Here is a 14,145-nt window from a genome sequence, read left to right on the forward strand (position 1 = left end):
CGTCATTCGCTCTCCCGCTCGTCGAGTGCGAGGTTGAGCTCGGCGACGTTGATGCGCTCCTCGCCGAGGAATCCCAGATCCCGCCCTTGAATCCTAGACTCCACGAGGTCCGTGACCTCCTGCTCCGAGAGTCCGCGCGCCGCGGCGACGCGGGGCGCCTGCAGCAGGGCGTAGGCGACGCTGATGTGCGGGTCGAGACCGGAGGCGGATGCCGTCACGGCGTCGGCCGGCACCTGCGCCGGATCCACGCCCTCGCGCTCGGCGATGGCCGTCTTGCGCTCCTGGATCGCGGCGACGAGGTCGGGGTTCTCCGGCCCCAGGTTGCTGCCGCTGGACGCGCCCGCGTCGTAGCCGTCGCCGGCGGCCGACGGGCGGGACTGGAAGTACTGCGGCAGGGCGTTGCCGTCGGCATCCGTGAAGGACTGCCCGATGAGGGCGCTGCCCTTGTCGCCGGGGAGCGCGGAGCCGTTCGCCTGCCAGGGCAGCAGCAGCTGGCCGATGCCGGTGACGAGGAGCGTGTAGCCGACGCCGAGGAGGAGGGTGAGGACGAGCATGGCACGGACGGCGACGCCGGTGGTGCGCAGGGCGGTGCGGGTGGAGGACATGGTGTGCGCCTTTCAGAAGCCCGGGATGAGGCTGACGACGAGGTCGATGAGCTTGATGCCGATGAACGGCGCGATGACGCCGCCGAGTCCGTAGATCAGCAGGTTGCGCTGCAGGATCTGCGATGCGCTCGCCGGCCGGTAGGCGACGCCGCGGAGGGCGAGCGGGATGAGGAAGACGATCACGATGGCGTTGAAGATGATCGCGCTGGTCACCGCGGATGCCGGTGAGTGCAGCTGCATCACGTTGAGCGCCGCGAGGCCGGGGAACACTCCCATGAACATCGCGGGGATGATCGCGAAGTACTTCGCGATGTCGTTCGCGAGCGAGAACGTCGTGAGCGCGCCGCGCGTGATGAGCAGCTGCTTGCCGATGCGGACGATGTCGATGAGCTTGGTCGGGTCGGAGTCGAGGTCGACCATGTTGCCGGCTTCCTTCGCGGCCGAGGTGCCGGTGTTCATCGCGACGCCCACGTCGGCCTGAGCGAGCGCGGGGGCGTCGTTCGTGCCGTCGCCGGTCATCGCGACCAGGCGTCCGCCCTCCTGCTCTCGGCGGATCAGCTCGAGCTTCTGCTCGGGGGTGGCCTCGGCGAGGAAGTCGTCGACACCGGCCTCCTTCGCGATGGCCGCCGCCGTGAGGGGGTTGTCGCCCGTGATCATGACGGTGCGGATGCCCATGCTGCGCAGCTCGTCGAAGCGCTCGCGGAGTCCGTCCTTGACGATGTCCTTGAGGTGCACGACGCCGAGGATGCGGGCGTCGCCGTCGGCTGCGGTCACGGCGACGACGAGCGGGGTCCCGCCACTCTGCGCGACGCCGTCGACGAGGCGGGTGAGCTCGGCATCCGCCGTCCCGCCCAGCCATGCGGCGACAGCGGAGCCTGCGCCCTTGCGGATCTGCGTGCCGTCGACGAGGTCGAGCCCCGACATGCGGGTCTGCGCCGTGAACGGCACGACCACGGCGTCCGAGGGCTCGGCGACGCGGATGCCTCGCGCCGTCGCCAGCTCGACGATCGACGCGCCCTCGGGGGTGGGGTCGGCGAGGGATGACAGCGCGGCGACCCGCAGCAGCTCGTCGGCGTCGACGCCGGGCAGCGGCAGGACCTCGTGCGCACGACGGTTGCCGTACGTGATGGTGCCGGTCTTGTCGAGCAGCAGCGTCGTCACGTCGCCCGCGGCCTCGACGGCCCGACCGGACATCGCCAGCACGTTGCGCTGCACGAGGCGGTCCATGCCCGCGATGCCGATCGCGGAGAGCAGAGCGCCGATGGTGGTCGGGATGAGGCAGACGAGCAGGGCGATCAGCACCGGGATGCTGACGGGAGACGCCGCGTACGACGCGATCGGGTTGAGCGCGAGCACGACGACGACGAACACGATCGACAGGCTCGCGAGCAGGATGTTCAGCGCGATCTCGTTGGGCGTGCGCTGACGGCTCGCACCCTCGACGAGCGCGATCATGCGGTCGACGAAGGTCTCGCCGGGCTTCGAGGTGATGCGCACGACGATCCGGTCGGACAGCACCCGCGTGCCGCCCGTCACGGCGCTGCGGTCGCCGCCCGATTCGCGGATCACCGGGGCGCTCTCGCCCGTGATCGCCGACTCGTCCACGGTCGCGATGCCCGCGACGATGTCGCCGTCGCCGGGGATCAGTTCGCCCGCCGTGACGATCACGACGTCGTCGCGCTGCAGCTCGGCCGACGACACCTCGACGATCTCGGAGCGCTCGGCCGCGGCATCCGTCGCCTGGTCGTAGTGTGCGACGCGACGGGCCATGGTGCTCGTGCGCGTCTTGCGCAGGCTGGCCGCCTGGGCCTTGCCGCGCCCCTCGGCGACCGATTCGGCGACGTTCGCGAACAGCACCGTGAACCACAGCCAGATCGCGATGCCCCACGTGAAGATCGGGGGCACCGCCGTGCCGCCGGACTCGGCAGGGCCGCCCAGGAACGGCTCGGCGATCGCGAGCACGGTCGTGAACGCGGCGCCGGCCCAGACCAGCAGCATGACGGGGTTGCGCACGAGAGACGCGGGGTTGAGCTTGCGCAGGGCGCCGGGCAGCGCCTCGACGAGCTGGCCCCAGCTGAACGAGCGCGGCTTCGGGGCGGGAGCGGATGCCGCGGCATCCGTGTGTTCTGCGGGTGTGGTGATGAGCGTCATGTCAGACGAGTCCTTCGGCGAGCGGGCCCAGGGTGAGCACCGGGAAGTAGGTGAGCGCGGTGACGATGACCGCCACGGCGATGAGGAGGCCGACGAACTGCGGCCGGTGGGTGGGCAGGGTGCCGGAGGTCTCCGGCACGTGCTGCTGAGCGGCGAGCGAGCCGGCCAGCGCCAGCACGAGCACGATCGGGAGGAACCGGCCGAGCAGCATCGCGATGCCCAGCGCCGTGTTGAACCACGGGGTGTTCGCGGTGAGCCCCGCGAACGCCGAGCCGTTGTTGTTGGCGGCGGAGGTGAAGGCGTAGAGCACCTCGCTCATGCCGTGCACCCCGGGGTTCCAGATGCTCGTGGCCTCGACGTCCGCCCTGACGGCGGGGATCGCGAAGCTCAGCGCGGTGCCGGCGAGCACCAGGGTCGGCGTGACCAGGATGTACAGGCTGGCGAGCTTGATCTCCCTCGGGCCGATGCGCTTGCCGAGGTACTCCGGGGTGCGGCCGACGAGCAGACCGCCGACGAACACGGCGATGATCGCGAGCACGAGCATCCCGTACAGACCAGAGCCGACGCCGCCGGGGGCGACCTCGCCGAGCATCATGTTGAGCATCGGCATCATGCCGCCGAGCGCCGTGTAGGAGTCGTGCATCGAGTTCACGGCCCCGGTCGAGGTGAGGGTCGACGCGCTGCCGAACAGGGCGGAGCCCAGGATGCCGAAGCGCTGCTCCTTGCCCTCCATCGCCGCGCCGGCGAGCTCCGGGGCGCTGCCGCGACCGGCGAGCTCCAGTGCCGAGAGCGCGAAGGTGGAGACGAGGAAGATCGTGCCCATGACCGCGGCGATCGCGTACCCCTGCCGGTCGTCGCCGACCAGGCGTCCGAACGTGCGGGGGAGTGCGAACGGGATCGCGAGGATGAGCAGGATCTCCAGCAGGTTCGTCCACCCGGTGGGGTTCTCGAAGGGGTGCGCGGAGTTCGCGTTGAAGAAGCCGCCGCCGTTCGTCCCGAGGAGCTTGATGGCCTCCTGCGAGGCGACGGGGCCTCCGGGGATCGTCTGCGCACCCCCGGACACCGTGGTGACGTCGGTGAAGCCGGCGAAGTTCTGGATGACCCCTCCGGCGATCAGGGCCACGGCGCCGATCAGTGCGATCGGGAGCAGGATGCGTCCGAGCCCGCGGATGAGGTCGACCCAGAAGTTGCCGATCGTCGTGGAGCCGCGGCGGGCGAATCCGCGCACGAGTGCGACGGCGACGGCGATGCCGACCGCGGCCGACACGAAGTTCTGCACGGCGAGACCGGCGAGCTGCACGGTGTAGCCCATCGTGGTCTCGGGGGAGTACGACTGCCAGTTCGTGTTGGCGACGAAGGATGCCGCGGTGTTGAACGCGAGTCCCTCCGGCACGGCCGGAAGGCCGAGCGATTCGGGGAGGAACGCCTGGAGCCGCTGCAGGCCGTAGACGAGGAGGAGTCCGACGACCGAAAACGCGAGGACGCCCCGCAGGTAGGCCCGCCACGTCTGCTCCGACGAGGAGTCGACGCCGATCAGGCGGTAGATGCCGCGCTCGACGCGCAGATCCTTGGGGGTGCTGAACACGTGCGCCATGTAGTCGCCCAGCGGGCGGTACAGCAGCACGAGCACCACGACCACGGCGACCGCCTGTGCGACGCCGAACCAGATCTCCCCGCCCATCAGAACTTCTCCGGGGCGACGAGGGCGACCACGAGGTAGACGACGGCGGCCACGGCGAGAGCCGCGGCGGCGATCTCGAAGAAGATCACAGTCGTTCCACCCCCTTGGCCACGAGGGAGACGAGGGCGAACAGCGCGAGAGTCAGCGCGATGTAGATGATGTCGAGCACGAGAGTCGATCAAACTCCTGTGCGAGGGGCGCCGCCGCGATCCTCACGGTTCCCCTACGGCGTCCGGGGCGACGCATGCGGGATGCTCACGGCATCCGCTCTCCGACGCCTTCGCGAAATGAACACGTCGAAACCTGAGGGCCGGGGAGGCTCACTCGGCGGGGGCGCCGCCGTACTTGCGGCATCCGCTGAATCCGCCCTCCTCCTCCGAGGTCGGGGAGACCGCTGCACGAGGCACGAGTTGGCTGGGCGACACCGATCCGGTGCAGGTGAAAACGATGAGATCGCCCGGGGCTGTCGTCTCGGGGAGGCGGGCGTGCATCGGCGTCCCGCCGTCTGCGGGGTGGATCAGCACCCGGCGGAGCACGCGGGAGCGTGGGGAGCTGAGGAGCTCCACATGCATCACGCGGGAGGCGATCGCGCCGAGTGTGCAGTCGACCGCGACGTCGACCTCGCCGTGCCATCGGCGGGGTTCGCTCCGGATCGTGACCGCCGCGATCACCGTGGTCAGGTGCTCCTCGACGCTGCGGGCGGTCTCTGATCTCGGCGCGATCAGGACGCAGGGTGTGCGGCGTTCCCGCGCCAGCTCGACGAGGGAGCGGCCGCCCACCGTGATGTCATGCGCGCCCACGGCGGTGTGCGCCGGCCACAGGGCGCTGGTGTCGCGCCGGATGTCGTTGCGCACGAGTGACGTCGCGTGCAGGATCGAGTGGGACAGGATCATCGCGCGACCGCCTCGGATTGCGCGGTTGCGGGCCCGATGCGGACATCGTGCAGGGTGACCGCACCGGTGCACGGGACGGCGACGACATCGCCTTCACGGAGGTCCGACGGCAGGTTCGCGGTCGGGTGCGGCCAGCGGGATGCGGAGCCCTCGCCGGAGAGCAACTCGATCTCCACGGATCGGCAGGTGGATGCACGGCCGATGAGCCGGCTCTCCGCCCAGTGCGCTTCGAACCCGTCGAGGGCGCAGTCGGCGACGGCGATCCGCTTACCCTCCTGCGTGTCGATGCGGAGAGTGATCGTGAAGACGAGCACCGTCACGTCGGTTCCCCCTGCTGTCCGGTGGGTACCCATCAGGGAGTAAGGCAGGTCTCCCGTCAGCACCGCGGGGGCGCCGCTGACCTCGAGCAGGCGCATCAGCGAGATGCCGCCGACTGTGACGTCGGTGGTGGTCGCCTCGGTGTGCACGGGCCAGAGATGCACGGTGAGTGGAACGGGAAGGCTGCGACGCAGTGTGGGGAGGATCTCGGTGAGAGTCATGATCCCGTCTTATGCCGTGTGGCGAGGTGGCGAGCAGGCGTCACACAGAGCCCATACGCGCTGCACGTCGGGCGCTCACGGGCATCGTGCGGGCGTCGATCGAGTCGGCTCCGACGACGAGGAGGTCGTGGACTGGATCGAGGCGGCGGCGAACGAAGAGTCTGAGGACCGGCCCGCGTAGCCGTTCCGCATGGAAACGGGCGGGAGCCGTTCGGGTTCCGTCTGGATCCGCGCCTCGCGGTCGCGCGCGGAGGAGTGTGGATGGCATGTCCCTCATCCACCGTCCCCGCTTCACCACCGCACCCGTAACCGCCGCGGTGCCCGCCGCGCTCGTTCGCGCCCCGCGGTGGGGGCACCTGTCGCGGAGCGTGAGCCACTACGGCACCGTCGCCTGCGTGCTGGCCATCTATCCGCCCGACTCCTCGGATGCCGAGCGCCGGCTGGCCGAGGCGAACCGGCTGTACGCGCCGCTGTCCTTCGGCGGCAGCGTCGTCGCGTGGGTGGCCCTGTGCGCCGTCGGTGCGCCTCCGCTGCTCGCCGCGATCGCGCTCGCCGTCGTGCTCCTGCCCGTCGGCATCCTCCTCTCCCGTCGCTCCCGCGGCATCCGGAGCCGCACGATCACGCTCTCGTCGAGCAGGTCGGGGCTCGGCGACGACACGGCCGACGAGCGTGCGCGACAGCGCCGCCTCGACACCCTGGCGGAGGCACTGGAGGACGCCGCCGTCGCCTGCCGTCAGGGCGTGAGCGACCGCGCCGGATTCGACCGCGTGTGGCGGGCGGCGTATGCGCATGCGCTCGCCGTCGCGGTGCGGTGAGGCCGAGGCGAGCACAATAGGGGCATGCTCTCCGTCCGCGTCAGCGTCGCCCGCCCGCTCTCCGCACAGGTTCGCGAGAGCCTCGCGCAGGACCCCACCGTCTGCGGGCTGATCGTGGTCCCCGGCGCCGCGCTCGACGGTCACGGCGACGTGATCCTGTTCGAGATGACCAGGGAGAACGCGAACAACATCATGCGCTCGCTCCGGCACCTCGGCGTGCCGGAGGAGGGCGGCATCGTCGTGTCCGAGCCGCTGGTCGTCGTCTCCGACGCGGCCGATCGTGCGGAGAAGGTCGCGCCGGGGCATCCCGCCGACGGCGTGCTGTGGGCGCAGCTCGCGAGCCACGCCGAGGAGGATGCCCGGCCCTCGGTCTCGTTCTTCGTCTTCCTGCTGCTCGCGACGCTCATCGCCGGGGTCGGCCGGATCCTCGATCAGCCGATCCTCATCATCGGGGCGATGGTCGTCGGACCGGAGTTCGCTCCCCTCGCCGCGATCTCCTATGCGCTCGTGCGCCGTCGCCGGGGGATCGTCGCGCCGGCTCTCGGCACGCTCCTCGGCGGCTTCGCGGCGTGCGCGGCGATCGCCTGGGCCGTGTGGGCGCTCCTCTACGGACTCGGCGTGATCACGTTCGCGCAGGCGACGACGGGAACCGCGACGGAGTTCATCGTCGCCCCTGACGCCTGGTCGTTCGTGATCGCCATCCTCGCGGGGATCGCGGGGGTGCTCTCCCTGACGACGGCGAAGTCGTCGGCGCTCGTCGGCGTGTTCATCTCGATCACCACAGTGCCGGCCGTGGGCACCATCGGGCTCACCCTCGCGGTCGGCGCCTGGGAAGAGGCGCGGGGCTCGGCGATCCAGCTCCTCGTCAACCTCTGCGGTCTTCTCATCGCCGGGGTCGCCACCCTCTACGTGCAGCTGCTCACCGGCCGCTGGCGGGGTCTGCGCGCCGCACGGCTGCGCAGGCGCCCGCGCCAGCGCAGCAGCGCCCGCGTGCGGATGCTCAGCATCGAGGAGGACGCCCGCCAGCCGCGCCGCGCACGGGGCGCACGCCGCGACGGGTGAGACGCCGCGCGGTCACCCCTGGATGCGCCGCATCTCCTCGGCGAGCGGGCCGTTGGTCTCATCGAACCGCCGCGTGATGCGTTCGCGCACCTCCGGCTGCTTGTTCTGGCTGAGCTTCGCCCTGGCGTCGAACCGGGTGACCCGCATGCGCAGGCCCACCGTGCCCTTGGCCGCACGGCGCGTGCCCTCCTCGTCGTCGCTCAGGCTGCGGCCGTGCGCCCTGTGCTGCTCGAAGTGGTCGGTGAGGCGGGAGAGCATCGCGTAGTTCTCCTCCTCGTCCAGGATCGCGGGCGTGCCGTAGAGATGCGCGGTCACGTGATTCCAGGTGGGCACCAGATCTCCCGGTTCGTACAGGCTCGGCGACACGTAGTCGTGCGGTCCCTGGATGATCACGAGCACCTCGTGCGCACCGAGCTCGTGCAGCTGCTCGTCGGGTCGACCGAAGTGACTGGCGATCACGATGCCGCTCTCGTCCTCGTCGAGCAGCACGGGGTAGTGCGATGCGACGAGGCCGGTGGATGCCGGCGACACGAACGTCGCCCACGGATTGCCGCGGATGAGCCGCTTGACCTCCTCCTGGTCGGTCATCAGGTAGCGGGGCGTGTGGCGCATCAGGACTCCTCGGTCGATCGGGTGGGGGTGAGCCGGGTGCGCACGGCCAGGGCGGCGCACGCGATCACAGCTAGGCCGCCGAGCACGGTCGCCCAGCCGATCCGCTCGTGCAACAGGAGCGCCGCCCAGAGGATCGTGATCACGGGCTGGGCCAGCTGCACCTGGCTGACCTGCGCCATCGGGCCGATCGCGAGGCCGCGGTACCAGGCGAAGAAGCCGAGGAACATGCTCACGACGGCGAGGTAGGCGAAGGCCAGCCACTCGACGGGCGTGGCACTCGGAGGGTCGGCGGCGACGGAGACCGCGGTGAGCGCGATCATCAGCGGTGCGGCGAGCACGAGCGCCCACGAGACCGTCTGCCATGAGCCGAGCTCGCGTGCGAGCAGGCCGCCCTCCGCGTATCCGATCGCCGCGGCGAGCACGGCGCAGAACAGCAGCAGGTCCGACCACTGCAGCCCGCCGAAACCGCCGTTCTGCAGCGACGCGAAGGCGACGGCGGCGGCCGCGCCCAGGACGGCGAAGACCCAGAAGGATGTCGCGGGTCGCTCCTTCGTGCGCAGCACGACCATGGCGGCGGTCGCCGCGGGGAGCAGGCCGATCACGACAGCGCTGTGTCCGGCGGGGGCGGTCGTCAGCGCGAACGAGGTGAGCAGCGGGAAGCCGGCGACGACGCCGCCGGCGACGACGGCCAGGCGCGCCCACTGCGAACCGGTCGGCGGATGCTGTCGGGTCGCCGCCAGCGCGATCGCCGCGAGGCCGGCGGCGACGACCGCGCGTCCGGCGCCGATGAAGAGAGGGGAGAGGCCGCCCACGGCGATGCGGGTGAACGGGACCGTGAACGAGAACGCGAGGATGCCGAGGAGACCCCACCAGAGGCCGGCGCGCGAGGATAGCGCCTTCGGCTTATCCAGGATAACGCTACTCTGATCTTTCATGAGTCAGGATAGCACCGACCGAATCGTCGCCGGATTGCGCGGATGGATCACCGCTGCCCCTCCGGGGGCCCGGGTGCCGTCGAACCGAGCGTTGACCGCCGAGTACGGCGCGAGCCCCGTGACGGTGCAGAAGGCGATGCGCCGGCTCGTGGGCCTGGGGCTCGTGGAGTCGAGGCCAGGGGTCGGCACGTTCGTGCGCGCCGTGCGCGCGGCCCGGTCGGTCGACTACGGCTGGCAGACCGGAGCCCTCGGCGCTCCTCCGAACCGCACGTCGGCGCTCGCATCGGCGCAGCGCGTCGCCGCCCCCGACGCGATCGGACTGCATGCGGGGTATCCCGCGGTCGACCTGCTCCCCGAGCGTCTGGTGCGTCAGGCGCTCGCGCGCGTCTCCCGCACCGAGATCGCGATGACCAGGGCGCCGGCGGCGGGCGTCCCGGATCTGCAGGCGTGGTTCGCCGGGGAGCTCGCAGCATCCGCCCCTGCCGGCGTCACCCCGGCGGCGGCGCGGGATGCGCTGATCATCTCCGGCAGCCAGAGCGGACTGAGCTCGATCTTCCGTGCGGTGGTCGGACCGGGCCGGCCGCTGCTGATCGAGTCGCCCTCCTACTGGGGCGCCATGCTCGCGGCGGAGCAGGCCGGGGTCGTGCTGGTGCCGATCCCCTCGGGGCTGGCGGGGCCCGACCCGGATGCCGTGGAGCGGGCGTTCGCGCAGACCGGAGCCCGCGCGTTCTACGCGCAGCCGACGTTCGCGAACCCGACCGGCGCGCAGTGGCCGGCGGAGACCGCGCATGCGGTGCTGGAGAGCGTGCGGAGACACGGCGCCTTCCTCATCGAAGACGACTGGGCGCACGATCTCGGCATCGATGCGGAGCCGCGTCCGCTCGCCGCGCTCGACGACGACGGACACGTCGTGTACCTGCGATCGCTCACGAAGAGCGTGTCGCCGGCGCTCCGCGTCGCGGCGGTGATCGCGCGAGGACCGGCCAGGGAGCGCATCCTGGGCGACCGTGCCGCGGGATCGATGTACGTCAGCGGTCTGCTCCAGGTCGCCGCGCTCGAGGTCGTGACGCAGCCGGGCTGGCGCACGCACCTCCGCGGCCTCCGCGAGCAGCTGCGCTCCCGGCGCGACCTGATGCTCTCGTGCCTCGCCGAGCACGCCCCGCTCGCGACCGTCGAGACCGTGCCCGTCGGCGGTCTGAACCTCTGGGTGCGACTGCCCGAGGGGTCCGACGTGGGGCAGATCACCCGCGAGTGCGAGCTCCGCGGACTGATCGTCGCCCCCGGCGCCGAGTGGTTCCCCGCCGAGCCGTCCGGGCCCTTCGTGCGGCTCAACTACGCGAGCGCCGATCCGGCCCGTTTCGCCGAGGCGGCCGGCATCCTGGGCGGCGTTCTCGAGGCGCGCTGAGGAGGTCTACACTCGCGGGGTGGGCGCACCGACTCGACGGATCAGCGCGGGGACGGTGATCATCCTCGCGCTCGTCGCCGTCGCGGCGGTCTGCGTGCTCACGGGGCTCCTCCCGACGCACGACGCCGAGGCGCTCGGACTGCGCATCGCGCCGGTCATGGGCTTCGTCATCGCGATCACGGTCGTCGCCGAGCTCGCCAGGGATGCCGCCGTGTTCGACGTGCTCTCCCAGCATCTCGCCCGCTGGGGTCGAGGGCGGGTGATCGGCCTGTGGGCCGCCGTCGTGGCGCTCGCCGTCGTGAGCACGGTGTTCCTGTCGCTCGACACCACCGCCGTGATCGTCACCCCGGTCGTGGTGGTCCTGGCGCAGAGCATCGGGGTGAGCCCGCTGCCGTTCGCCCTCGCCACGGTGTGGCTGGCGAACACGGCATCCCTCGCGCTCCCCGTCTCGAACCTCACCAACCTCCTCGCCGCGCAGCGCATGGGCGGCGATCCGGGGGCGTTCCTCGCGCTCAGCTGGGCGCCCACGCTCGTCGGCATCGCGATCCCGGTCGCGATCCTCACCGTCGCGCATCACCGCACGCTGTTCGCCGCCTACCGTGTGCCCACGGGCGGTGCGCCCTCCGACCGCATCCTGTTCTGGAGCGCCACCGGGGTGCTGATCGTGCTCATGCCGCTGCTGGCCGTCATGACGGAGGTCTGGATCCCCGCGACGGCTGCGGCGTGCGCCCTCGTCGTGCTCTTCGCCGTCCGCCGGAGGCACGTGCTGCGTCTGTCGCTCATCCCGTGGCGTGCGCTCGGCCTGGCCGGTGCGCTGTTCGTGCTGGTGGAGACCGCGCACGCGCAGGGCGTCCTGGGGTTCCTCGACGCGCTCGCGTCGTCGGGCGACGGTCCCGGCCAGCTCCTGGGGCTCGCGGCGGCGGGGGCCGTGGCGGCGAACGGCGTGAACAACCTCCCGGCCTACCTGATCCTCGAACCCTCCGCGCACGGACCCGTCGCGCTCATGGCCCTGCTGATCGGCGTGAACCTCGGGCCGCTCATCACCCCGTGGGCGTCACTGGCCACCCTGCTGTGGCATCACCGGGTCGTCTCCCTCGGCGTCGACATCCGCTGGGGCCGCTTCATGCTCTGGGGTGCAGCGGTGGCCGTGCCGACCGTGGTCGTCGCGGCGCTGGTGCTCAGCCTCGTCTCGGGCTGAGCCACTCCTCGCATGCGACGGCCGCCGCATCTGCGGTGACCAGTTAGCTGAACACCTCCGTCTCCGTGACCAGTTAACTGAACAGTTCCGCGTTTGCATCCGGGAGATCGGCTATTCCATGGAGCGCCCGCGCGGTCAGGCCTCGTTCGCGCCCTTCTTCGCCGTCGGGTCCTCCGACGGCGGCCCCTCGGGGCGGTGGGCGCGTCGTCCGTTCACGACCACGGGGCGACCGGCGCGCTCCTGGCCCGGCAGCGGACGCGAACGGCGGCCGTAGATGAGCTCCGATGAGTCGAGCAGCCACGGCACGAGCGTGATGGAGACGCCGTGGATCAGCATCAGCTGGTTGGCGATGCGCCGCGACCGGCGGTTGTGCAGGAACGTCTCCCACCAGTGGCCGACGATGTACTGCGGCAGGTAGACCGTCACGACCGACGATCCGTGCTTCGCCCGGTACTTCTTGATGAAGCCGGCGATGGGCTGCGCGAAGGAGCGGTACGGCGACTCCACGATCACGAGCGGGATCGGCATCAGGTGATCCTCCCACTCCTTCTGGAGCGCGGCGGCCTCCTCGGCGGAGACGGCGACGTGGATCGCCATCGTCTTGCCGTGCTTGGCGGCGATCGCGTAGTCGACGGCCTTCACGACGGGCTTCTGCAGCTTGCTGACGAGGACGAGCGCGACGTCTCCCGTGGCGCCGAACTTCGTGATGTCGTCGATCGCGATCTCGTGCTCGACGTCGCGGTAGTACCGCTTGACGCCCAGCATCAGGAACGCCAGGACCGGGATCGCGATGAACACGAGGTACGCGCCGTGCGTGAACTTGGTGATCGTCACGATCACGAGCACGAAGACCGTCAGCGTCGCGCCGATCGTGTTGATGACGAGGCCGACCTTCGCGCCCTGGCGATCGGATGCCGAGACGCTGCCGTCCGTCTGCCGCAGCAGTCTCTTCCAGTGCCGCACCATGCCGATCTGCCCGAGCGAGAACGACACGAAGACGCCGATGATGTACAGCTGGATGAGGGTCGTCAGCTTCGCCTGGAACACCACCAGCACGATGATCGCGGCGATGCCGAGCACGATCATGCCGTTCGAGAACACGAGGCGGTCGCCGCGGGTGTTCAGCGACTTGGGCGCGTAGCCGTCGCGGGCGAGCACGGCGCCCAGCAGCGGGAAGCCGTTGAACGCGGTGTTGGCCGCGAGCAGCAGAACGCAGGCGGTCGCCGCCTGCACGATGAAGAACGGGATGCTGCCGCCGCCGAAGGTCGCGGCGGCGATCTGCGCCATCACGCTGGGCTGCGGCTTCGAGCAGTCGAAGCCGATCAGGTCGCAGGGGTTCTCGGCGTAGTGGACGCTCGTGATGAGCCCCATGGCGGTGAGACCGGCGAACAGCAGGGCGGCGATGGAGCCCATCATCACCAGGGTCGTCTGGGCGTTGCGGATCTTCGGGGCGCGGAACGCCTGCACGCCGTTGGACACGGCCTCGACGCCGGTGAGGGCGGAGCATCCGCTCGAGAAGGCGCGCAGGATGAGCAGGATGATGGCGGCATCCGCGAGGTGCTCGCCCTGGATCTGATACGCGGCGCTGTCGGCCACGGGGGCATCGCCGAGGAAGGTGCGGATGAGGCCGGTGACGATCATGACGCCGACCGAGCCGATGAACAGGTACGTCGGGATCGCGAACACCGTGGACGCCTCGCGCACGCCGCGCAGGTTCACGATGACGATGAGGACGACGAAGCCCACCGCGAGCTCCACCCGGAGCGGGTCGAGCTCGGGAACCGCGGAGATGATGTTGTCGACTCCGGAGGCGATCGACACAGAGACGGTGAGGATGTAGTCGACGAGGAGGGCGGCCGCGACGATCACCCCGGGGATCTCGCCGAGGTTCTTCGACGCGACCTCGTAGTCGCCGCCGCCGGACGGGTACGCCTTGATGAGCTGGCGGTAGCTCAGCACGACCACGATCAGCAGGACGACCACGGCTGCGGCGACCCATGGTGCGAAGGTGAGGAACGCCAGCCCGCCGAGCGCGAGCGTCAGCAGCATCTCCTGCGGACCGTACGCGACCGAGCTCAACGCGTCGGACGCGAAGATCGGCAGCGCCATGCGCTTGGGGAGCAGTTGGTTGTCGGCCTGCTCGCTCGTCAGCGGGTCTCCGATGAGGATCCGCTTGGCGATCTGCGGTGCGTCCGGATTCTCCCGGGATTCGTCTGACACGTCGGGCGAGCCTACGCCACTCCCTGTGC

General features: G+C 70.7%; 13 protein-coding genes. 4 read left to right on the forward strand and 9 right to left on the reverse strand.

Annotation, left to right across the window (positions count from 1 at the left end; all coding sequences use genetic code 11):
• Positions 1-2: 2 nt before the first annotated feature.
• From kdpC to CQ047_RS04975, 6 genes are all read right to left on the reverse strand, one after another.
• Positions 3-605, reverse strand: coding sequence for a K(+)-transporting ATPase subunit C (gene kdpC, locus CQ047_RS04950; protein WP_105673173.1), 603 nt, complete (start codon positions 603-605; stop codon positions 3-5).
• 12 nt (positions 606-617) lie between these two features.
• Positions 618-2,756 (reverse strand): potassium-transporting ATPase subunit KdpB, encoded by a 2,139-nt coding sequence (gene kdpB / locus CQ047_RS04955; RefSeq protein WP_105673174.1) that lies wholly within the window; start codon positions 2,754-2,756, stop codon positions 618-620.
• Between the two features lies 1 nt (position 2,757).
• A complete protein-coding gene (gene kdpA / locus CQ047_RS04960) occupies positions 2,758-4,437 on the reverse strand; it encodes a potassium-transporting ATPase subunit KdpA (RefSeq protein ID WP_105673175.1) in 1,680 nt (559 codons plus the stop codon).
• Positions 4,437-4,526 carry a potassium-transporting ATPase subunit F gene (locus CQ047_RS04965; RefSeq protein ID WP_105673176.1) on the reverse strand — a complete coding sequence of 30 codons (90 nt, stop codon included), beginning with the start codon at positions 4,524-4,526 and terminating at the stop codon, positions 4,437-4,439. Before CQ047_RS04965 ends, kdpA begins: the two co-directional genes overlap by 1 nt.
• A gap of 231 nt (positions 4,527-4,757) precedes the next feature.
• Positions 4,758-5,330 (reverse strand): hypothetical protein, encoded by a 573-nt coding sequence (locus tag CQ047_RS04970; RefSeq protein ID WP_105673177.1) that lies wholly within the window; start codon positions 5,328-5,330, stop codon positions 4,758-4,760.
• A complete protein-coding gene (locus CQ047_RS04975; protein WP_105673178.1) occupies positions 5,327-5,869 on the reverse strand; it encodes a hypothetical protein in 543 nt (180 codons plus the stop codon). The genes CQ047_RS04970 and CQ047_RS04975 overlap by 4 nt, the downstream gene beginning before the upstream one ends.
• Positions 5,870-6,135: 266 nt before the next feature.
• Between CQ047_RS04975 and CQ047_RS04985 the strand changes: the two genes are divergently transcribed.
• Positions 6,136-6,684, forward strand: coding sequence for a DUF6611 family protein (locus CQ047_RS04985; RefSeq protein ID WP_105673180.1), 549 nt, complete (start codon positions 6,136-6,138; stop codon positions 6,682-6,684).
• A gap of 24 nt (positions 6,685-6,708) precedes the next feature.
• Positions 6,709-7,746: a DUF389 domain-containing protein gene (locus CQ047_RS04990; protein ID WP_105673181.1), complete on the forward strand. Its 1,038-nt coding sequence runs from the start codon at positions 6,709-6,711 to the stop codon at positions 7,744-7,746.
• A 12-nt stretch (positions 7,747-7,758) separates the two neighbouring features.
• On the opposite strand, the gene CQ047_RS04995 is transcribed toward CQ047_RS04990, so the two are convergent.
• Both CQ047_RS04995 and CQ047_RS05000 read right to left on the reverse strand, forming a co-directional pair.
• Positions 7,759-8,358: an FMN-binding negative transcriptional regulator gene (locus CQ047_RS04995; protein WP_105673182.1), complete on the reverse strand. Its 600-nt coding sequence runs from the start codon at positions 8,356-8,358 to the stop codon at positions 7,759-7,761.
• Positions 8,358-9,293, reverse strand: coding sequence for a DMT family transporter (locus CQ047_RS05000; protein WP_105673183.1), 936 nt, complete (start codon positions 9,291-9,293; stop codon positions 8,358-8,360). The genes CQ047_RS04995 and CQ047_RS05000 overlap by 1 nt, the downstream gene beginning before the upstream one ends.
• On the opposite strand from CQ047_RS05000, the gene CQ047_RS05005 reads away from it, so the two are divergent.
• Together CQ047_RS05005 and CQ047_RS05010 are read left to right on the forward strand one after the other, a co-directional pair.
• Positions 9,292-10,698, forward strand: coding sequence for a PLP-dependent aminotransferase family protein (locus tag CQ047_RS05005; RefSeq protein WP_105673184.1), 1,407 nt, complete (start codon positions 9,292-9,294; stop codon positions 10,696-10,698). The genes CQ047_RS05000 and CQ047_RS05005 overlap by 2 nt on opposite strands.
• A gap of 19 nt (positions 10,699-10,717) precedes the next feature.
• A complete protein-coding gene (locus CQ047_RS05010; protein WP_105673185.1) occupies positions 10,718-11,896 on the forward strand; it encodes an SLC13 family permease in 1,179 nt (392 codons plus the stop codon).
• Positions 11,897-12,031: 135 nt separating this feature from the next.
• Here CQ047_RS05010 and CQ047_RS05015 read toward each other — a convergent pair whose 3' ends face one another.
• A complete protein-coding gene (locus tag CQ047_RS05015) occupies positions 12,032-14,005 on the reverse strand; it encodes an APC family permease (protein ID WP_223587487.1) in 1,974 nt (657 codons plus the stop codon).
• Positions 14,006-14,145 lie beyond the last annotated feature (140 nt).

It is taken from the genome of Microbacterium sp. MYb72 (assembly GCF_002979415.1).
Lineage (GTDB): Bacteria > Actinomycetota > Actinomycetes > Actinomycetales > Microbacteriaceae > Microbacterium > Microbacterium natoriense.